Consider the following 20,665-nt stretch of genomic DNA (forward strand, 5'->3'; position numbering starts at 1 on the left):
AATTGGGTTAGAATCGACTCAAATAAGCATGATTTTGAGAAAGGATACCCGTATGAATAAATCAATTGTTTTAGCCGCACCCATATCAGTGGACATGTTTGGCGCTTTTAGTGTTTCTAATAAAAACCACTCCCTTCTTGCAACGGGCAAATCCGGGCTTTCTAGTTTCTTACTTTTGGGGTATCTCCTGTCCAATCAAGGGAATGATATTACATCTGAAATGTTAATCGATGTCCTCTGGCCTGACGGTGAAAGCAATAACCCCGCTGGTGCTTTACGGACGCTGATGCACCGCACCAAAAAATTACTAGAGCCCTTTTATCCCGGCGAGAACATTGAGTTTATCTCCAAGAACAACAACACCTACTCTTGGAACCGCGATGTTTTTTTAAACATCGATATCTATAACTTCGAAAAGTCCGTCCATCAGGCTTTCCGTGAAGATGATCCTGAGGAGCAGTATGAACTACTGGAAAAAGCTTTTAAGCTGTATAAAGGCGAATTTCTAAATATCTTCTCTCATCATTCCTGGGTCATGTTCCGGAATAACTACTATGGCAACTTATACGTAAAGTGCGTCAATACCATGTGTTATCTGCTAAATAAAGAAGAGCGTTTTGAAGAGGTATTAAACCTTTGTGATCAAGCTTTAAAGCTCTCTCCCGCCACTGACGAGACGCTGCATAAGCAAAAGATATTCACTTTGCTTAATATCGGCAAGACACAAGTAGCACTAGATTACTACTACTCTATTTTGGCCATGTTTAATACCGCCCACGGTTTGGATATTACTGAATCTATGACTGATGTCTATGAGGCGATCTTAAATCACTTGCCAAATAAATTCCAAACCCTTAATACTTTAGATAAATCCTTACGGGATAAAGATGTAAAATCTGGCAGCTTCTATTGTAACTTTGATATTTTCCAAAATATCTACCAAGTAAATTTACGTTCCGCTCGCCGCGCAAAGAGTAGGTTCTATTTAGTACTACTAACCCTAGAGGACGAGAGTCAGGACTCACTTATTACCGAAACTTTGAAAGATGAGATGGAAATTCTTCACCAGGTTATGAAGAAAAAGCTCCGTAACAATGACGTCTATACGAAATCTAGCATTTGCCAGTATTCTTTAATTATTAACGCTCCTAGCGAGAGCGGTGTGGAGATTGTAAAAAATCGTATCCTTGCTGGTTACGAAAAGAAAAAGAAGCATTCTAGTGTCTTTTTAGACACCGAATATAAGGAAATTATATGATTTCTTTTAATGAAAGCACGCAAAAAGATGAGCGAAAGTCCTATTTGGATTTTCGCTCATCTTTTTGTGATAAATCTTAGATTTACGGCGTTTCTATTGGGTGGTATTTCTAAAAACCACTCTCTTTCCTCATCATTCTTACCACTCTGCGCTTTCTGGCGTTTTCTTCTTCTGTAAGCTCTTCTTCCGTTTCAAAGATAAGCTTTGGTACGCACGTTGGTTTATCATTCTCGCCAAGAGCTACCATGGTAAAGTAGGCTCTATTAATCAGGGTACGCTCACCACTTCTGGCTTCCACAAAGGAGTCTACCTTCACTTCCATAGAGGTATTCCCAGTATAAGTCCCTTTGCCAATCATCACGATTACGTCATTCTCATGAGCCGGATTCAAGAAGTCCAAGTGATCCACAGAAGCCGTTATCACATTCCCCCGAGTATGCTTCATCGCCACGATACCAGCCACCTCATCAATCCACTGCATCAGTGCCCCACCAAAGAGACGGCCACTGCCATTTAGATGATTAGGTCTTACAATCCGAATATTCTCCACGATTGATTCATTTACTTTTCTTGCTTTTAAAGTCATTATTACCAGTTCCCCTTCACGTTTTATTCACAAGTAATCCCTTTAATTCTAGCATATCTTTTGTTATACTTAAACCACTGAAAAAAGGAGATGTTTATATGCGTAATATAATGCTAACAATCGAATACGACGGTACGAAGTATCAAGGTTGGTCAAGACATGGGAACGAGGGTGCTTTTAATACGGTCTCAGGCAAGATTTTAGAGGTCATTAAAAAGATGGTAGGTAGAGACGACGTGGAATTGCACTCTGGCGTTCGTACCGGTGTAGGGGTCCACGCTTATGCTCAAGTTGCTAATTTTAAAACCGTTTCTAACCTTCCCCTAGAGGATATGAAACACTACATGAATAAGTATTTGCCTATGGATATCGCCATTACTAGCGCCAAAGAAGTGCCTGAACGCTTTCACGCGAAGCTAAATGCCACTTCGAAGACGTATCTTTACCACTTAACCTATGGCGATGAGCCTGGAGTCTTTGACCGTAAGCATACTGCTTTTAGCTTTAAAGAACCAGATAAGGAACTCATTAGAAGTGCAGCGATGAAGATTGTGGGCAAGCATGATTTTCACAATTTCTCCTCTGGCAAATCCCATCGTTCTGACCTCGTTGAAGTTTATGAAATCGAAGTCTACGGCGACGATGATGAGCTATATATCCTGATTCACGCCGATGAGTTTCTTCACAATATGGTCCGTATTATCGTCGGTACCCTCTTAGATATCGGGGTAGGTAATCGACCCATAAGCGATATTCCCGAAATCTTTAAAGGATCGCTAGAAGCCAGCGCTCCCTGCGATCCCAAAGGTCTCTTCTTACAAGAGATTACGTATTAGCCTTTCAAGAACTTCTTAACTTCGTCAAACTGACGGGTCATTTGCTCTACTCCGTGCTGATAGAAGGCTTCCTGCTTGCTAGAATCCTTCTCCAGCCGGGAGATGGTAGGCATTTCTGGTCTAATCACGTAGATATAGCCCTTCTTTTCCCATTCTTCAATCTTTTCTAGCGTCCGGTTATACTGGGCATTGCGATTAATCAAGGTCTTTACTAGGGCCGGATAACGCTTATACATTCCTTCATACAATCCCTTCACCACTTTCCCTGTAGGTTTCTTGCGGTAGCCGCTATTTCTGGTCAGAATAAGGACGATTTTCTTATTGCCGTAGGTCATGGCTCGCTTGATGGGAATCGAGTCTGCTAAGCCGCCATCTAGGTAAGGAACTCCGTCAACAAAAGCCATCGGCGTAACCAAAGGCATGCTACACGACGCCCTGGTGATATCTAGTAGACGCTGCTTATCTTCTCTCTCGTCTAAGTATTCCGCCTTACCTGTCACACAGTTAGTGACAACCTGTTCACACTTCATAGCTGATTTAAAATACGTCTCGTAATCAAAGGGTAAGAGCTCATTCGGCAACTTATCAAAGATCAAATCCATGTTCATAATGCTTTTTTCTTTTAATATTTCTGTAGGTCCGTAATAATAATTCGTTTCTTCCGTATCCGTAATGATGCACTTCTTGGTCCGCTCTGGTTGCCGGGAGACATAATCAATTGCATTACAAGCCCCCATAGACACCCCGACGACGTGGGTAAAGTAAAATTCCTGGTCCATTAAATAATCTAGGACACCAGCCGTAAATAGACCGCGATTGGCGCCACCTTCTAAGATAATCGTTCCTTTTTCCATATTTGTTATCAACCTCCTAAAAATCTCCTTTATTATACTCCCAAACCTTGATATTTTCCACGTTTTTTGATAATATATCGAGTGTATGTGTAGATTATTATTTCGAAAAGGAGTATATGATGATTAGTACCAGTAATATCACCTTAAGAGTGGGTAAGAAAGCCCTTTTTGAGGATGTCAATATAAAATTTACGGAAGGGAACTGCTACGGTTTAATCGGTGCCAACGGTGCGGGTAAATCGACTTTTCTCCGAATTCTCTCGGGAAAATTAGAACCCACCAAAGGCGAGGTTATTATCACCCCTGGCGAGCGTCTCTCTTTCCTCCAACAGGATCACTTTAAATACGACGAATTTCCCGTACTAGATACGGTTATGATGGGCAATAAGCGTCTTTATGAAATTATGAAAGAAAAAGATGCCATCTACGCGAAAGAGGATTTTACCGAAGAAGACGGACTAAAAGCCAGTGAGCTAGAAGGTGAATTTGCCAATATGAACGGCTGGGAAGCGGAATCTGATGCTGCTACTTTGCTGAACGGTCTCGGTATCGCCACCGACCTTCACTACGAGTTAATGGCAAACCTTGCCGGACCAGAAAAGGTAAAGGTCTTATTGGCTCAAGCCCTTTTCGGCAATCCTGATATCCTGTTGCTAGATGAGCCTACCAACCATTTGGACTTAGACGCTATCGCTTGGCTAGAAGAGTTCCTAATTAACTTTGATAATACCGTAATCGTGGTCTCTCACGACCGTTATTTCCTTAATAAGGTTTGTACCCAGATTGCCGATATCGACTATGGCAAGATTAAGCTTTACGCTGGTAACTATGACTTCTGGTATGAATCTAGCCAGTTATTAATGAAGCAAATGAAGGAAGCCAATAAAAAGAAGGAAGATAAAATCAAAGAACTTCAAGAATTTATCTCTCGCTTTAGCGCTAACGCTTCTAAATCAAAGCAAGCCACATCAAGAAAACGTGCCTTAGAGAAAATCGAATTAGACGATATCCAGCCTTCAAGCCGAAAGTATCCCTACATCGACTTCCGTCCTGCTAGAGAAATCGGCAACGAAGTGCTCACTGTAGAAAACCTAAGCAAGACAATTGACGGTGAAAAAGTCTTAGATAACCTTACCTTTACCCTTGGTCGTGAAGACAAAGTCGCTTTAATCGGTGGTAACGAGCTAGCAAAGACCACCTTATTCAAGATTTTAATGGGTGAAATGGAGCCCGATGAAGGCACATATAAATGGGGCGTAACCACCACTCAAGCTTACTTCCCTCTCGATAGCGGGAAAGAGTTTGACAACGACTACACCATTGTCGAATGGCTAACTCAGTATTCGGAGAATAAAGACGTGACTTACGTTCGTGGTTTCTTAGGACGGATGCTTTTTGCCGGCGATGACGGCGTTAAGAAGGTTAAGATTCTCTCTGGAGGCGAAAAGGTTCGCTGTCTCCTATCAAAGATGATGATTTCAGAAGCCAATGTGTTGCTTCTCGATGAGCCCACTAACCACTTAGACATGGAGTCCATCACCGCTCTTAATAAGGGTCTGATTAACTTTAAGGGAGTAATTATGTTTACCTCTCACGACCACCAAATCGTAGAGACTACCGCTAATCGAATTATGGAAATCGTTCCTGGCGGTAAGCTAATCGATAAGATTACTACTTATGATGAGTATTTGGAAAACGACGAAATGGCTAGAAAACGCCAAAAATACACCGTTAATACCGAAGAAGATTAAGAAGAAGGGACACGCTTTGCGTGTCCCCTTTCCTTATTGTGGGTATCCCACTTTCTTTTTCACTTTTCTAAGCGTCTTATTGGCAAAGTAATCGGCCTTTTCAGCGTTATTTTTTATCGCATTATCGATGTATGCCTTATCCTTTTCTAAGCGCTTCACTTCCGCTTGCAGAGGACTGAGGACGGATACCACCGCTTCGCCTACCGCTAGTTTAAAGTCGCCGTAACCTTTACCGGCGAATTCCTTTTCTACCTGAGCGGGGGTCTGGCCGGTGCAGACGCTATAGATATCGATTAAATTCTTAATCCCTGGTTGTTCGTCTCGGTAACAGATATTGGCCTCGGAGTCTGTAACCGCCCGTTTAAACTTACGGATAATCGTATCCGGATCATCTAATAAGTAGATACTAGCATTGGGATTCTCATCTGATTTGGACATCTTCTTGTCAGGACTTTGTAAGGACATGATTTTCGCCCCCACTTTCCCTATATAAGCATCCGGTACGGTAAACACGTCGCCGTAGATATTGTTAAAGCGTTCTGCAATATCCCGGGTCAGCTCTAGGTGCTGCATCTGATCAACGCCTACTGGCACCACATCCGCCTGATAAAGAAGAATATCCGCTGCCATTAGAACTGGGTACGTAAATAGACCAGCATTAATGTTGTCCTCATTCTTAGCCGCCTTATCCTTAAACTGAGTCATTCTATTTAATTCACCCATATACGTATAGCAGTTTAATATCCAAGCAAGCTCCGCATGTCCACTTACATGAGACTGATAATAGAGACAGTTCTTCTCTGGATCAAGACCAGCAGCAATATACAATGTCAAAAGAGCCCGTGCTCTTCTTCTAAGCTCCGCTGGGTCTTGGCGCACCGTAATGGAGTGCATATCCACGACACTATAGAAGCATTCGTATTCATCGCTTAGATTCACCCAGTTCTTAAGAGCCCCTAGATAGTTTCCTAACGTCAAATTTCCTGTGGCTTGCATTCCACTAAATAATACTTTCTTATCTCCTAGCATAATTACCTTTCCTTCCCTAACGCTCTTTTTTCGTATATTATCTCTGGCTTGCCCTTCCAGACACTTACCTTCGTCACCGAACAATTTCCACCCACGCCTTCGCCCCAGAACTTCTCTAAGGGGTTCTCCTTGATAACGGTTAGCAGGGCATTAATCGCGGCCCCGTGAGAAACGATAAGCACATCTTTATCCTGTAGTACCGGCTCCTTAAAGATTTCTTCGGTAAAATTGCGAATTCGCTCCAAGATATCTTGAAAGCTTTCCCCGCCCGCACTGGGTACGAACCCTACTGGATCGGTAAAGAACTTCATAAACTCGGCGTTTTCTTCTCGCTCGGTTACACTCCAGCCTTCATATTCGCCAAAATCCATCTCGATTAGCCGGTCATCGGTCTTTACTTGCTCTGTGTAGGGAAAGGCGATAATCTCAGCCGTCTGCCGGGCTCGCTTTAGGGGGCTAGTAAATACGTAGTCGAAATTAATATCTTTAAGAGCTTCTCTCGTTTCTTTCGCCAGCTGAATTCCCGCCTCATTTAGGGGAATATCCATCCTTCCCTGAACCTTTTTCTCTTTATTCCAATCCGTCTCACCGTGACGGACAATGTACAAATTCATTGCTAATACCTCAATTACTTCCTTACTTTTTTCCTGCTCTAGTATACCATAACTCTCCAAAAAGTGGTACAATCCATAACAGAACATCTCAAGGAAAGGACGCTTCTATTATGGAAAAAATCACAAGTTTCACTATTGATCATTTAAAACTGCAGCCCGGTCTCTACGTTTCTAGAAAAGATCCGGTAGGGGATACGCTCGTCACCACTTTTGACATTCGCATGACCGGTCCAAATGATGAACCGGTCATGAACACCGCCGAAATGCATGCAATTGAGCACCTGGCGGCTACCTTTCTGCGTAATCATAAGGATTATCAAGATAAAATCCTCTATTTCGGTCCCATGGGCTGTCGCACCGGGTTTTACCTACTGTTAATCGGAGATTATCGCTCAGAAGAGATTCTCCCTTTAATAACCGAGCTCTTCACCTTTATGAAAGACTTTGAAGGTGAGATCCCCGGCGCTAGCGCCAAGGACTGCGGCAACTACCTAGATATGAACCTACCTATGGCCAAATATCTAGCTAGGAAATACGTAAGCGTGCTGGCGAATATTACCCCTGAGCGCCTGGTCTATCCCGATTAGAACCAGTCTTTTATCTTAAAAATCCATATTTCCAAGGCGATTACGACGATACTTACGAGAATAATGACTAAGTAACCGTAATCGCTTTGTAATTCTGGCATATTATGAAAATTCATGCCGTACCAACCGGTAATCAAAGTCAGAGGCATAAAGATGGTGGTCACCACCGTCAAGACCTTCATAATGGCATTTTGACGAATATCTAGCTGATTTTGATGAAGTTCGCTTATCTGAATCATGTACTCCTTGATGCGATGGGTGTGGTCAAATAACCGATCCACTCTTTTAGAAAACGTATTAAGAAGCTTCTCTAGTGCCTCATCCACCATCTGGTTATCGTTTTCTATTAGCGTCTCCGACATATCAATCAGCTGCTGATAATAGCTCTGCAAGCGCATCAGTTCTTTTCGCACCTTTAAAAACATCTCGTTGTAGTAACTATTTTTCGGGTCAACGAATTTCGCTTCTTCATTCTCTAGCTTTTCTTCATATCTTTGTAGAAAAGCCGAGTCATCCTTAATAAATATCTCCATAATTTCAAAAAGCAAATACAGCGGTGGCAGCGACTCGATATTCATTATCTTCGCTACATCGCTTAAAATTTTACCAACTTCTTTCTTGTCGCCAATCAGATAAATGTCCTGAGTTGTCACATAGAAAGCTAACTCATGGCAATAATGCATCAAATTCTTTTTATCAGGAATTAGAAAGCTACCAACAACCGCCTCCTTTAGAAGCTCCAGCTTACAGTTACCTGTGTTTTCTATCGCGCTTTTGATCCGAATATGATGAGGCAGGGGATCCAGCGTCTTCTTAAATTCTGCCTGGGTCTGCACAATAACCATCAAACGCCCTCCTTCGTTGTTCACCTAGTCTCCAAAGCGTATCTCCTGGTAGGACTGAATGCTCTGTAGGGTCTTTTCAAATCCTAGCTTTCCACTATTCAGACATAGATCGTACTGTCTAGCATCGTGCCAGTCTCTGCCGGTGTAGTGCTTGTAGTAATCGCCCCGGTATTTATTTCGCTTAGCGATATACTTACGCATCTCGCCCTCTGTCATGGAGTTACGCTCCATGGCCCGGTTAAAGTTAAACTCTTCATCGGCATAGATAAAGATACGAATGACATTGTCATAATCCTTTAAGATAAAATCTGCGCAGCGACCAACAATCACACAGGACTGAGTCTTCGCCAGTTCCTTAATCACTTTTGCCTGAAAGTTAAAGAGATTCTTAGTGGACGCGTAATCATCGGAATCTGGTCCAAGGACACTGCCGTCGTAGACGCTACGCGAAATGTTGAAAAGTAGATTCCCTTTAAGCTTCTCGTCTGCTTCCGCAAATAAAAGCTCACTAATGCCGCTTTCATCAGAAGCTAGCCTCAAAATCTCCCGGTCGTAAAAAGGGATATCTAAGCGCTCTGCCAACATCTTACCAATGGTACGGCCGCCGCTTCCATATTCTCTTGCAATTGTAAAAACGATATTTTTTTCCATTAGAAATCCTCTCCTATTCTCCCAGATACGCTTTCTTAATGCCATCGTCATTCAGCAGCTGGTCCGCTTTTCCGGACATAACCACACTCCCCGTCTCCAGTACGTAGGCGCGGTCAGCTATCGATAAGGCTTTCTTCGCATTTTGTTCGACGAGAAGCACAGTGGTTCCTGCCGCCTTTACATCTTCAATAATCTTAAATATTTCATTGACAAAAATCGGACTAAGCCCCATCGAGGGCTCATCCATCACAATCATCTTCGGCTTGCTCATCAGCGCCCGGCCCATGGCCAGCATCTGCTGTTCGCCCCCTGAAAGGGTACCAGCTCGCTGAGTCAAGCGCTCCTTAAGCCTAGGGAAGCGCTCATAGACGCTTTCCAAGCTTTCCGCGATTTCATGTTTATCTTTCCTAGTATACGCTCCCATCTTTAAGTTCTCATAGACATTTAAGTCGGCAAAAACCCGTCTGCCTTCGGGAACGTGAGCAATTCCTCTTTCCACGATTCTGTGGGCAGGTATCTTCGTAATATCTTTTCCTTCGAAGATAATCTCTCCCCGCTTTGGCGGGATTAGTCCTGTCACCGTGTGTAAAATTGTGGTTTTGCCGGCGCCGTTAGCACCGATAAGGGCGACAATCTCGCCTTTATCCACCTCAAAAGTCGCACCTTTAAGGGCCTGAATTACGCCGTAGTATACATCCAAATCTTTTACTTCTAGCATTGCCATCAACCGTCCTCCTACTCGCCCAAATAGGCCTTTATTACTTCAGGATTATTAAGCACCTCTGTGGTCTTACCGTGGGTCAGCTCTTCCCCGAAGTTAAGCACTGTCAGTTCTTCACAGATTCCACTAACCAACTTCATATCGTGCTCAATCAGTAGGATAGTCACCTCAAAATTATCTCTGACAAAGCGAATTGTCTCCATCAACTCTCCAGTCTCTTGGGGATTCATTCCCGCAGCCGGCTCATCTAAAAGGAGAAGCTTCGGATTGGTGGCTAAAGCCCTAACAATCTCTAGCTTTCTCTGCTTACCGTAAGGCATATTTCCGGCAAGGACTTCGCTCTCACCGGCTAGATCAAATACTTCGAGTAGTTCTAACGCCTTCTCATCCATGGCCTTTTCCTGCTTGTAATACGCGGGCAAACGCAATATCCCCGTTAGAGTCTGGTAGCGATAGCTTCTATGAAGTGCTGCCTTTACATTATCCAGTACCGTCATCTCTTTAAAGAGACGGATATTTTGAAAGGTTCTGGCAACCCCAGCCTTATTAATCTCGGTGGTCTTTAGCCCAGTAATGTCTTTGCCTTCTAACTTCACAATCCCTTCATCTGGCTTATATACACCTGTTAAAAGGTTGAAAACCGTGGTCTTACCGGCACCGTTGGGACCGATGAGGCCGTAAAGCTGCCCTTTATCGATACTTAGATCGAAACGATCTACCGCATGGAGACCACCAAAGGAGATGCATAAATTCTTTACCTCTAACATCTTCATCTTAGACCACCTCCTGCTTCTTGCTAAACTTACTCTTGATTCGCTCCCGGAAGTGAATCGCTGCCGGCGCCCAGTTAAAGAGCATCATCACGATTAAGAGCAATGCGTAGATAAGCATCCGGTAGTTAGCCATACCTCTAAGTAGCTCTGGTAAGGCGGTCAAAACAATGGCCGCAATAATCGAACCTCTCACATTGCCGATGCCACCAAGAACCACGAACACGAGAATCAAGATTGAAGTGTTGTAGTTAAAAAGCTTCACCGTCAAAGAAGACAGGTTATGCGCATATAGTACTCCCGCCACCCCAGCTAAGGTGGTAGAGATGGTAAATGCCATCAGCTTATATTTCGTTACATTTAAACCAATCGATTCTGCCGCAATCCGGTTGTCGCGAATCGCCGTAATTGCCCGGCCAGTCCGGGAATTCACAAGATTCACCACGATAAAGACGGTTAAAAGTAACAGAATAATTCCGATAGTAAAGCTTGAATCCCGGGGCGTCCCAGTAATCCCTAGGGCACCGTCCACAATCTTCTCGCCGCCTTCACCTAGCTCCATAACGGCCGCATCGTTAAAGGATACATGGAGTCCTTCGTTATCTTTACCAAGACTTAGAACGTTAAAAAGGTTCTTAATAATCTCGCCAAAGGCCAAAGTAACGATGGCCAGATAATCACCCCGCAGACGCAGCACGGGAATCCCGATTAGGAAACCGAAAACGCCAGCCACTAAGGCACCGATTAAAATAGCGATTAAAAATCTTGGCAAATCTGGAAGGCTATCTTCTGTCACTCTAGAAAAAATAGCTGAAGCGTAGGCGCCAATACACATAAAACCGGCGTGACCTAGGCTTAACTCACCGGAAAAGCCAACCACCAGATTCAGAGAAACGGCCGCAATCGCATACATACAAAGAGGTACTAAAAGCCCCTGCAGCAAACTGCTAATCGAACCCGTGGTAATCATCACCTGCATAACGATATAGAAGGCGATGATGAGGGCGTAGGTAATCATATTGTTTTTAAATATTTTCTTTTTCATCCGCGTCTCTCCTATACTTTTTCCTGAATATTTTTACCGAATAATCCGGTTGGTTTGACCAGTAACACGATAATCAGTACCGAAAAGACGATGGCATCCGCTACCTGAGAAGAGATATAAGCTTTACCAAAGATTTCAATGACCCCTAAAAGAATTCCTCCGATCATCGCTCCCGGAATGGAGCCAATACCGCCAAACACCGCTGCAGTAAACGCCTTAATACCCGGCATCGCCCCTGTATAAGGGGTAACGGAAGGATAAGCTGCACAAAGTAAAACCCCGGCGATTGCCGCCAGCGCCGAGCCAATAGCAAAGGTTAAAGAAATCGTCGCATTCACATTGATGCCCATCAACTGAGCTGCGCCCTTATCTTCGGAAACAGCCTTCATCGCTCTTCCCTGCTTCGTCCGGTTGACAAAGAAAGTCAGCGCCACAACAATCACAACACAAGCACCTATCGTAACCATCGCTACGCCTGAGATTACCAGTTCGCCACCAGCTAACTTTAGAGCTGGTACTTTGATGAAATCAGGAAAACTCTTCGGTGCCGCACCAAAAACAATTAAGGCAATATTCTGTAACAGATAACTGATACCGATTGCCGTTATTAAGACGGCCAGTGGTGAGGCCGCATTTCTTAAAGGCTTATAAGCCACCTTCTCAATCGTCATTCCGAGAACGGTACAGACCACCATCGAAATAAGAACCGCCACCAAGGGATTGATCCCCCCAGTAATCGCTGTTAACACCACATAAGCCCCAATCATAATCACGTCTCCGTGGGCGAAATTAAGCATCTTGGCAATGCCGTATACCATTGTATAGCCCAAGGCAATAATCGCATAGACACTGCCCAAACTAATTCCATTGATTAAATATGATAAAAAACCCATCACGTCCTCCTCTTTTGCACTTTACAAGATTAAATTATATCATATTCCTCCGCACGGGACAACGAAAACTCATGATAAAAGGATGCAGCTTAAAAAGCTGCATCCTTGCAAAATTTCTGATAAATATCACTATTTCATTACGTATTCGCCGCCTTCGATAATGGCTGCTTTTGGCTCTTTGTCTGGCTCACCGTCATCAGCCCAGCTGATGGTTCCCGTTAAGCCTTTTAACTCAATCTTAGTCATCGACGTTACTAAAGCGTCGCAGATATCACTGGCAGACATATCTGGGGTAATCCCGCCTTCTTCGGCTGCCGCTTTGATGGCGTAGATTGCGTCATAGCCATCTGCTGCAAACTGAATTGGCGTCTGGCTATAAGCCGCATCAAAATCAGCCACGAATTTCTTTGTTAGTTCATCTTCGGCATTGGCAGCAAACGGGGTTAGAAGCATAACCCCTTCGGCAAGAGAAGTGTCAAAGCCTTCTACACTAAGAAGTCCATCTAGTCCGTCACAACCAAAGAACGTTGTGTCAAATTCCATATCTTTCGCTTGCTTTAGAATCAGCGCTGTCTCATCGTAATAAATCGGTAAGAAAACCACATCGGCACCAGCGTCCTTAATCTTCTTAAGCTGTACGGTAAAGTCTTTGTTACTATCTGCGGTAAAAGCCTCTGCTGCTACCACTTCTAAATCGTGATTATCCGCTTCTTTCGCAAAGTTCTCATAGATTCCTTTTGAATAAGAACTAGAGCTATCGTAGATAACACCGATTTTCTTACCAACGCCATGCTCGCCGATATACTCAGCCGCTTTAATACCTTGGGTTGGATCAGAAAAGCATAGACGGAAAGCGTTGCCCCCCTTAATACAGTCTACTGCCGTTCCTGAAGGAGTAATCAAAAACATGTTATCTGCTTCCGCTTCCGCTTCAACAGCAATACAAGGATCAGAGGTTACGGTACCCATCAGCATCTGCATACCCCAGTCCTTTAACGTATTATAGGCGTTTACAGCCTTTTCTGCATCGTGAGTATCATCTTCCATCTTGAATTCAACCTGCTTACCGTTGATTCCACCGGCTTCATTGATTTCTTTTACCGCTAGATCAGCACCATTTTGGACGGCAATACCGTATACCGCTGCTGGTCCAGTAAGTGGTCCTATACCACCAATTTTAAAGGTCTCACTACCTTCGCTTGATGAAGAGTCACCACTATCCTTCTTGCCACATCCGGCAACCACAGCTACTAACATTACGGCAACTAAAGCCGCACTTAACAATCTTTTTTTGTTTTTCAAAATACTTCCTCCCTCTTTCTTAGTAATAATGCCTAATAATACAGAGAAATCCGAATTTTGTCAAATTCGGATTCCTTTTTTTTGATCACTTTTTTTACTGATATCGCCCAAACCATCCATGTCTTTAAGTTTTTTCTTAAGATAGAACTTAATCCCCACACCGCCCACTAACACCAGTGTCATAAAGATAAAGCCTATCATATCTAATCGTTCAAAAATCATGCGCCTCTCCCCTTTCGTCTGTTTAGGAGCTTGCGTCCCTTAAACCAAGTAATCGCTGCCATATCTCTGGTAATACTAATTCCTAATATTACGGCAATAGCGCCGCCGGTAGTAAAGGTCTGGACAAAACTGTGTTCCAATAAAATCTCTCTCACCGTCGTTCCTTGCACAGCTCCCGTAACCGCTCCTACAGCGTTCTGACTGCTTGCAATAATCGAATTTGCTGCCGTTACTGCTAACATAGTACTTGCAAGGGGTTCGGTAATAAGTGCCGCCTCTTCTACCTCAGGCGTTTCTTCTACTGCCTGTGTAGGCGTCTCTGGCACTGATTGCGTATTCGGCGTCATCGGAACCTGCGCTTCACTTCTAGGAGCTGCTGGCGCTGGTAAGATAAGCGTTTCCGGCTTGGTTGGCGTAGGTTCTATTGGCGATTCTGGCTTTGGTGGTTCTGGCTTTGGTGGTTCTGGTTTTGGTGGTTCTGGTTTTGGCGGTTCCGGTTTTGGCGGTTCCGGCTCCGGTGGTTCTGGCTCTGGCGTCACTGTGCCATAGACATAAACCCTCGCCGCATTCTCAAGCACTACTTCATAATCACCATAAACCTCATTTGTATATAACGTATAGCCTATTTCATACCCCTCAAGGTTCTCCGAACTAGCTAACTGAGTGGTATCTATCGTCAGCCTATACTCTGCCTTTATCTTTTCATCAACTCTTGGTGCGTGAATTCGCGGGTTTTGAGCACTTGCAACATTATATGCTAGAGATGTCGCATCATCCGTTAACCAATCGGCCACCGTTTCCGCGGAAACCACAATATCATTTACCGCAAAATGATGAACCCCTTCATTCTGGTTATAGCAAGCCACGTAATAGTACAACTGCGTGTCTATCACTTCATCCCACGCAAGCTTATAAGCATCCGCACAGCCGATAGATTCCTTCGATATCTGAATCGGTACCCTTTCTCCTGCCGTGGTGGTCGCCTGTACGCAAAGGAGCGCACTCATACACATGAGTACGACTAAGATAAAACCGATTATTCTCTTCCTTATGATTTTCCTCGCGTCCATTTTTGCTCACCTTCAAGCTCTTCTTTAACTTGCTTTTGATAGTTTCTCCCCACCGGCAAAACAGTTCCATCCAGCAAGGTTATCTCTCCCGTCACAGCCCTTTTAATCTGATACTTATTTACTAGGATTCCGCGATGAATCCGAATAAAGCCTCGGCTATTAAGGGCGTTCTCTATCTTTCCAATCGTTGAGTAAAACTCGAACTGCTCGCTATCTCCGTAATAAACAGTAATGATTCGTAAATCCACCTGGAAATATTTGATCTGATCAATGGGAATATTCCGACTATCACCGGCACAGCTTACCGTAAGCACCTCACTCGTGAGACTCTCTATCTTTGCAAAAGCCTTGGTAAAGATATCCTGCACCCTTGATTCTGGAGTGGTAAACTTAATGATATAGTGAAACGCATCCACATCAAAAGCCTCGATGGCTCTATCTTTATCTGCAGAAAAGAAGATAATCTCTTGTTCTGCTCCCATCTCCCTAATCTTCTTCGCAATTTCAATGCCATCCGGATTAGCCAGCTCGGTATCCAAACAAAGTAGTTCCTCTCTAGCATAAGCGTCTTCCCAGGCAAACAATAGAGCATCACCGCTTTTATATTCTTTAATACTAAGCTGATAACCTTCTTCCTCAGAAATTTTATTCAAGAAGTCTGTTAATTTTTTGAAATGCTCTTTGTTATTATCACAAATCCCAATTCGAATCACAATCTTACCCCTTTAGTTATTTTATAGTATATCAAGCAACTTAAGCACAAGTTGCTATTCGTCATAAAAAGCTCATTCCCTGTCGTAAAATGCACTACGACAAGCTTATTATAGCAAAAAAAAAGAAAACAAGCGATGCTTGTTTTCCTTTTTTAGACACTTTTTTAACAAATTACACAATTTCAAATTCCGAACTACCCATCACCAAGATTTGCGATTGATAAAACTCTGTAATTCCCTTTATCATATACTCTAAATCTTTTGCTCCTGCCGTCTCATAAGGCGAGTGCATCGCCAGTTGTGCCAGGCCAATATCTACCGTGTTAAGCGATACCTGAGTATTGGCAATACTGCCAAGGGTCGAGCCGCCTAAGACATCAGACCGGTTAACAAACTCTTGATACGGCACTTTCGCCGTATTAAAGATTGTCTTTAATATCCCGCCAGATACGGCATCCGTAGTATATTTCTGATTAGCGCTGTGCTTAAAGACAATGCCTTCATTCATAAAGACTTTGTTAACGGCGTCGGTTTTCTCCGTATTATTAGGGTGAACAGCATGAGCGTTATCCGCCGATACCATAAAACTTCCAGCTATCTTACGGAAATAATCTTCCCGGTTCTCTCCAAGCTCTAAACAAATACGCATCAAGGTTTCTTTTAAGAATGTGGAAGCTGCCCCTTGCTTAGTCTGGGAACCCACTTCTTCATTATCAAAGACACAGTAGACCGCCGCGTTGCCACTCTCCTTCGCTCCTAGAAAGGCTTCTAAGGTAAGAAAAGCGCATTCCAGATTATCAATTCGCGGCGCGCTAAAATACTCTTTGTTTGTGCCCCAGTTACTGCCATCTTGACGCAGATATAAGAATAAATCTTTACCGATAATATCCTTTTCCTCTACGCCCGCTGCTATGGCTACACGCTTCATCAGCTCGCCTTTTGCACTACCATCACCGATAAGAGGCAGCATATCCTTCTGCACATTATAAGCGTAGCCATCGTTTACCCCGCGGTTCATATGGATTGCTAGATTAGGGATTAAAAGTAGATCCTCAGCAGCATCTACAAGCGCTGTCCGCACCTTATTCCCGTCTCTATATAGCACTCGTCCAGCTACTGAAAGGGGACGATCAAACCAAGGCGCCAAAAGCATTCCGCCATAAGCCTCTACATTCAGTTTTGTATATTTATCCTCGACCGTTATTTCTGGTATTTCTTTAATCTTAAAAGCTGGGGAGTCGCTATGGCTAGCCACGATTTGAAAACCTGGAAAGGCCTTTTGGGGAATTTTAAAAGCAATTATTGAAGAGTCGTTTCTCGTAACAAACCCTTTATCACCTGGCTTTAACTCCCAGACTTTCGTTTCCGTAAATTTTTGATAGCCTGCAGCCAATAACTTTTCTTCAATGTTATGGATTCCGTGAAAAGCTGTTGGACTTTTCCTTAAAAAAGTAAGTAGTTCCTCCAATTTCTTGCTCATATAGCCTCCTTACTACGCTGCTGTCTTGTTCTTATTGCGTCTTGCCATCATAGGCATAATTAGTCCTAATGCCAAGAGCACAAGTGGTGTTAAGATATTAAGCGTCATTTGGAATTTATCTTCTGAGTAAATACCACTAATACAAGCCAAGGCTGTTACAATAAAGCACCAGATACCAAAGAAGATTCCTAGCCCCTTCTTAGTAGTAAAATGATACTCAGCCGGGAACTTTTCTGCCACCTTCTTAAGGGCAACGTACGCTACAAATACCCAGAGATAACGAAGAGGCATACATACAGAATTGACCTTTACAAGCCATTGAACCAAGGTATCTACGCTCTTAATACCAAAGGCCGGAATGACGATCAGTAGTCCCACAATGATAAACACTAGCTTATGTCCGTTGGTGTAAGCGCCAAATTTGTTTTGCTTAAACATACTCTCGGGAATAAAGTCCTTATCCGCACTTCCAAGTAGCATTAAAAGAGGTGCGTCAATGGAAATAATCATTACCGAGAACTGACCGATTAAATTGGTAATCGCATACAAGACGACAAAGAGGTCACCAACGTGATAATAGCCACCAAGCTTAGCAAACGCATAGTAGGCACCATTAGTCATTAAATCTTCAGGAATGTTATTAGAGTCAAACATCATACCCATAGCAATGGTTCCGAGAATTGCACAGATACATACCATTACTGCCATGGCAATCATACCTTTAGAAAATCCTTTTGCCGGATCTTTCATTTTGTTTACATAAGGTGAGAACTTTTCGCAACCACCTACCGCAAAAACCAAAATCGAGAAACTAGTAAAGAATTTAAGATCAAAATTAGGGGTAAACGTACTTACGCTCCAATCAATACTCAAAGTTTGTCCACCGCTAATAGCTGGGGCTGCCATCATCAGAATAATGTAGAGAATGGACATGATAAACATGGAACTACCAGCAATGGCTCCCAATTTCTTGATAATACTAATGCCGCGTCTAGCAAGCAACATCGCTACCAAAAAAATAACTAGACAAACAAGGGCCATCAACGTCGTGTTCATCTGGCTAATCCGGTTATCTCTAAAAATTGCCCAGCTGCTGGCAATTAGGACTGCATTCGGCTTTTGAGAAATATAGGGCATATGAACCACCCAATACGTCCAACCTGCATAAAAAGCCATCCTTGGTCCTATCGTCTTCAAAATCCATGAACTTACACCACCACTTTCGTTCTTAAAAGCGGAACCAAGCTCACCAACCATTAAAGAATAGGGTACAAAGTACAATGAAAACATCAGGATCCAGGGGATAATCGCTTTCAGTCCATCATACCAATAGAAGCCATTAATGACATTTCCAAAACCCCAAACGCCGGAAAAGGCCATCAACGCTAGTGTGTACCAGTCCATCTTCTGAACTAGTTTCTTCTTACTTTCACTCATTTTTCTTAAGTCTCCTCTCATGACTAAAATGATATTTCTCAAGTATATTGTTAAAAAATACTCATATTTGAAATTATAACACTTTTAAATACTTATGCCATATCCATATTGAACAAAAAAATGTCGATACCAATTCTCATTACGAATTAATACCGACATTTTTACTAAGTGATATTTCCAATACAAAAAACTGCACTAATCAAAACGATCAGTGCAGTCATTATTAACCCTATATAAGCTGCTTCCTTAGAATTTACCAGCCTTTGCCGCTTCCTCTAAAGAAACCGCTACAGCTACTGTCATACCAACCATTGGGTTGTTACCAGCGCCGATAAGTCCCATCATCTCTACGTGGGCTGGTACTGAAGAAGATCCGGCAAACTGAGCGTCAGAGTGCATTCTTCCCATAGTATCTGTCATGCCGTAAGAAGCTGGACCAGCAGCCATGTTATCTGGGTGAAGAGTACGACCTGTACCACCACCTGAAGCAACTGAGAAGTATTTCTTGCCTTGTTCGTTACATTCTTTTTTGTATGTACCAGCAACTGGATGTTGGAATCTGGTTGGATTGGTTGAGTTACCTGTAATAGATACGTCAACGCCCTCCTTAAACATAATCGCAACACCTTCACGAACGTCGTTAGCACCATAGCAGTTAACCTTTGCGCGAAGACCTTCTGAGTATGCTGTTCTAGAAACTTCTTTTAACTCGCCTGTGTAGTAGTCGTACTGGGTCTCTACATAGGTGAAACCGTTGATACGAGAGATAATCTTAGCAGCGTCTTTTCCAAGGCCGTTTAAGATTACACGTAAGGGGTTTTTACGAACTTTATTTGCTTTTTCAGCGATTCCGATTGCACCTTCAGCAGCTGCAAAAGATTCGTGACCAGCTAAGAAAGCGAAACATTCGGTTTCTTCTTCAAGAAGCATTTTGCCAAGGTTACCGTGGCCAAGACCTACTTTACGTTGGTCAGCAACAGATCCTGGGATACAAAATGATTGAAGACCTTCACCGATAGCTGCGGCAGCATCAGCAGCCCGACGACAATCCTTTTTAATAGCGATTGCTGCGCCCACTACGTATGCCCAAGCAGCGTTTTCGAAGCAGATTGGCTGAATGCCTTTTACTTGATCGTATACATCCAGACCTGCGTCCTTTGTAATTTTTTCAGCTTCTTCAATAGAAGCGATTCCGTAGCTATTAAGCACAGAATTGATCTTATCTATTCTTCTTTCATATGATTCAAATAATGCCATTATTCGCTACCTCCTATTCCTTTCTCGGGTCAATAATCTTCGCTGCTTCATCTACGCGACCGTATTGACCTTTCGCTTTTTCATACGCTGTATTCGGATCGTCTCCCTTAGCGATGAAGTCTGTCATCTTACCTAGGCTTACGAATTGGTAACCGATAATTTCATCGTTAGCATCAAGAGCGATTCCGGTAACGTATCCTTCAGCCATTTCGAGATAGCGAGGACCTTTTGCTAGAGTTCCGTACATAGTACCTACTTGAGAACGAAGGCCTTTACCAAGATCTTCTAATCCAGCACCTACTGGCAAACCATCTTCTGAGAAAGCACTTTGCGTTCTTCCGTAGACGATTTGTAAGAAAAGTTCTCTCATTGCTGTGTTGATCGCATCACAGACAAGGTCTGTGTTAAGCGCTTCAAGGATGGTCTTTCCTGGAAGAATTTCTGAACACATCGCTGCTGAATGAGTCATTCCTGAACAGCCAATAGTCTCAATAAGAGCTTCCTGGATAATCCCTTCTTTAACGTTAAGCGTCAACTTACAGGCACCTTGTTGTGGCGCACACCAGCCCACACCGTGAGTTAATCCGGAAATGTCTTTTACTTCTTTTGCTTGCACCCATTTCGCCTCTTCAGGGATTGGTGCCGGTCCGTGATTTGCCCCTTGTGCTACAGGACACATCATCTCTACTTCATGTGAATAAATCATGTTTCGACTCCTTTCGATAGATAAATCAATTTGTGCAT

At 43.2% G+C, this 20,665-nt stretch carries 22 protein-coding genes; 4 read left to right on the forward strand and 18 right to left on the reverse strand.

Going from position 1 to position 20,665, the window contains the following annotated elements; genetic code table 11:
- Nucleotides 1–52 precede the first annotated feature (52 nt).
- The gene (locus tag NHH16_RS03705) at nt 53–1,258 is read left to right on the forward strand and encodes an AfsR/SARP family transcriptional regulator (RefSeq protein ID WP_262068262.1); all 1,206 of its coding nucleotides are present in this window, start codon (nt 53–55) and stop codon (nt 1,256–1,258) included.
- 109 nt (nt 1,259–1,367) lie between these two features.
- Here NHH16_RS03705 and NHH16_RS03710 read toward each other — a convergent pair whose 3' ends face one another.
- Nucleotides 1,368–1,844, reverse strand: coding sequence for an acyl-CoA thioesterase (locus NHH16_RS03710; RefSeq protein ID WP_262068263.1), 477 nt, complete (start codon nt 1,842–1,844; stop codon nt 1,368–1,370).
- A 98-nt stretch (nt 1,845–1,942) separates the two neighbouring features.
- Between NHH16_RS03710 and truA the strand changes: the two genes are divergently transcribed.
- Nucleotides 1,943–2,680: a tRNA pseudouridine(38-40) synthase TruA gene (truA, locus tag NHH16_RS03715; protein WP_262068264.1), complete on the forward strand. Its 738-nt coding sequence runs from the start codon at nt 1,943–1,945 to the stop codon at nt 2,678–2,680.
- Here the strand turns inward: truA and NHH16_RS03720 are convergent.
- Nucleotides 2,677–3,534: a patatin-like phospholipase family protein gene (locus NHH16_RS03720; RefSeq protein ID WP_262068265.1), complete on the reverse strand. Its 858-nt coding sequence runs from the start codon at nt 3,532–3,534 to the stop codon at nt 2,677–2,679. The genes truA and NHH16_RS03720 overlap by 4 nt on opposite strands.
- A gap of 119 nt (nt 3,535–3,653) precedes the next feature.
- Here NHH16_RS03720 and NHH16_RS03725 point away from each other — a divergent pair, with 119 nt between their 5' ends.
- Nucleotides 3,654–5,285, forward strand: a complete 1,632-nt coding sequence (locus NHH16_RS03725; protein WP_262068266.1) for an ABC-F family ATP-binding cassette domain-containing protein — start codon at nt 3,654–3,656, stop codon at nt 5,283–5,285.
- Between the two features lie 33 nt (nt 5,286–5,318).
- Here the strand turns inward: NHH16_RS03725 and trpS are convergent, their stop codons facing one another.
- On the reverse strand, nt 5,319–6,314 hold the full coding sequence (gene trpS, locus NHH16_RS03730) for a tryptophan--tRNA ligase (RefSeq protein ID WP_262068267.1): 996 nt from the start codon (nt 6,312–6,314) through the stop codon (nt 5,319–5,321).
- Nucleotides 6,315–6,316: 2 nt separating this feature from the next.
- Complete coding sequence (locus tag NHH16_RS03735) at nt 6,317–6,928, reverse strand: histidine phosphatase family protein (RefSeq protein ID WP_262068268.1); 612 nt, start codon at nt 6,926–6,928, stop codon at nt 6,317–6,319.
- A 110-nt stretch (nt 6,929–7,038) separates the two neighbouring features.
- Between NHH16_RS03735 and NHH16_RS03740 the strand changes: the two genes are divergently transcribed.
- Nucleotides 7,039–7,515 carry an S-ribosylhomocysteine lyase gene (locus NHH16_RS03740; RefSeq protein WP_262068269.1) on the forward strand — a complete coding sequence of 159 codons (477 nt, stop codon included), beginning with the start codon at nt 7,039–7,041 and terminating at the stop codon, nt 7,513–7,515.
- Here the strand turns inward: NHH16_RS03740 and NHH16_RS03745 are convergent.
- The 14 genes from NHH16_RS03745 to NHH16_RS03810 all read right to left on the reverse strand — a co-directional run bounded on the left by NHH16_RS03745 (nt 7,512) and on the right by NHH16_RS03810 (nt 20,627).
- Nucleotides 7,512–8,360, reverse strand: a complete 849-nt coding sequence (locus tag NHH16_RS03745) for a magnesium transporter CorA family protein (RefSeq protein ID WP_262068270.1) — start codon at nt 8,358–8,360, stop codon at nt 7,512–7,514. The two genes, NHH16_RS03740 and NHH16_RS03745, sit on opposite strands and share 4 nt — an antisense overlap.
- A 24-nt stretch (nt 8,361–8,384) precedes the next feature.
- Complete coding sequence (locus NHH16_RS03750; RefSeq protein WP_262068271.1) at nt 8,385–9,011, reverse strand: cytidylate kinase-like family protein; 627 nt, start codon at nt 9,009–9,011, stop codon at nt 8,385–8,387.
- 13 nt (nt 9,012–9,024) lie between these two features.
- Complete coding sequence (locus NHH16_RS03755) at nt 9,025–9,735, reverse strand: ABC transporter ATP-binding protein (RefSeq protein WP_262068272.1); 711 nt, start codon at nt 9,733–9,735, stop codon at nt 9,025–9,027.
- Nucleotides 9,736–9,746: 11 nt separating this feature from the next.
- On the reverse strand, nt 9,747–10,505 hold the full coding sequence (locus tag NHH16_RS03760) for an ABC transporter ATP-binding protein (RefSeq protein ID WP_262068273.1): 759 nt from the start codon (nt 10,503–10,505) through the stop codon (nt 9,747–9,749).
- Nucleotide 10,506: 1 nt separating this feature from the next.
- Nucleotides 10,507–11,547 (reverse strand): branched-chain amino acid ABC transporter permease, encoded by a 1,041-nt coding sequence (locus tag NHH16_RS03765; RefSeq protein WP_262068274.1) that lies wholly within the window; start codon nt 11,545–11,547, stop codon nt 10,507–10,509.
- 11 nt (nt 11,548–11,558) lie between these two features.
- Nucleotides 11,559–12,440, reverse strand: coding sequence for a branched-chain amino acid ABC transporter permease (locus tag NHH16_RS03770; protein ID WP_262068275.1), 882 nt, complete (start codon nt 12,438–12,440; stop codon nt 11,559–11,561).
- Between the two features lie 129 nt (nt 12,441–12,569).
- Nucleotides 12,570–13,697 carry an ABC transporter substrate-binding protein gene (locus NHH16_RS03775; protein WP_262068389.1) on the reverse strand — a complete coding sequence of 376 codons (1,128 nt, stop codon included), beginning with the start codon at nt 13,695–13,697 and terminating at the stop codon, nt 12,570–12,572.
- 105 nt (nt 13,698–13,802) lie between these two features.
- Nucleotides 13,803–13,964, reverse strand: a complete 162-nt coding sequence (locus NHH16_RS03780; protein ID WP_262068276.1) for a hypothetical protein — start codon at nt 13,962–13,964, stop codon at nt 13,803–13,805.
- A complete protein-coding gene (locus NHH16_RS03785) occupies nt 13,961–15,034 on the reverse strand; it encodes a hypothetical protein (protein ID WP_262068277.1) in 1,074 nt (357 codons plus the stop codon). The genes NHH16_RS03780 and NHH16_RS03785 overlap by 4 nt, the downstream gene beginning before the upstream one ends.
- On the reverse strand, nt 15,013–15,747 hold the full coding sequence (locus NHH16_RS03790; RefSeq protein WP_262068278.1) for a LytR/AlgR family response regulator transcription factor: 735 nt from the start codon (nt 15,745–15,747) through the stop codon (nt 15,013–15,015). The genes NHH16_RS03785 and NHH16_RS03790 overlap by 22 nt, the downstream gene beginning before the upstream one ends.
- A 172-nt stretch (nt 15,748–15,919) precedes the next feature.
- On the reverse strand, nt 15,920–17,227 hold the full coding sequence (locus tag NHH16_RS03795) for a M18 family aminopeptidase (protein WP_262068279.1): 1,308 nt from the start codon (nt 17,225–17,227) through the stop codon (nt 15,920–15,922).
- Between the two features lie 12 nt (nt 17,228–17,239).
- Complete coding sequence (locus NHH16_RS03800) at nt 17,240–18,664, reverse strand: APC family permease (RefSeq protein ID WP_262068280.1); 1,425 nt, start codon at nt 18,662–18,664, stop codon at nt 17,240–17,242.
- A 246-nt stretch (nt 18,665–18,910) separates the two neighbouring features.
- Nucleotides 18,911–19,921, reverse strand: a complete 1,011-nt coding sequence (locus tag NHH16_RS03805; RefSeq protein WP_262068281.1) for a GGGtGRT protein — start codon at nt 19,919–19,921, stop codon at nt 18,911–18,913.
- A gap of 13 nt (nt 19,922–19,934) precedes the next feature.
- The gene (locus NHH16_RS03810; RefSeq protein WP_262068282.1) at nt 19,935–20,627 is read right to left on the reverse strand and encodes an iron-sulfur cluster assembly scaffold protein; all 693 of its coding nucleotides are present in this window, start codon (nt 20,625–20,627) and stop codon (nt 19,935–19,937) included.
- Nucleotides 20,628–20,665 lie beyond the last annotated feature (38 nt).

Origin of the sequence: Ohessyouella blattaphilus (assembly GCF_024721265.1) — a bacterium.
GTDB lineage: Bacteria > Bacillota > Clostridia > Lachnospirales > Lachnospiraceae > Aequitasia > Aequitasia blattaphilus_A.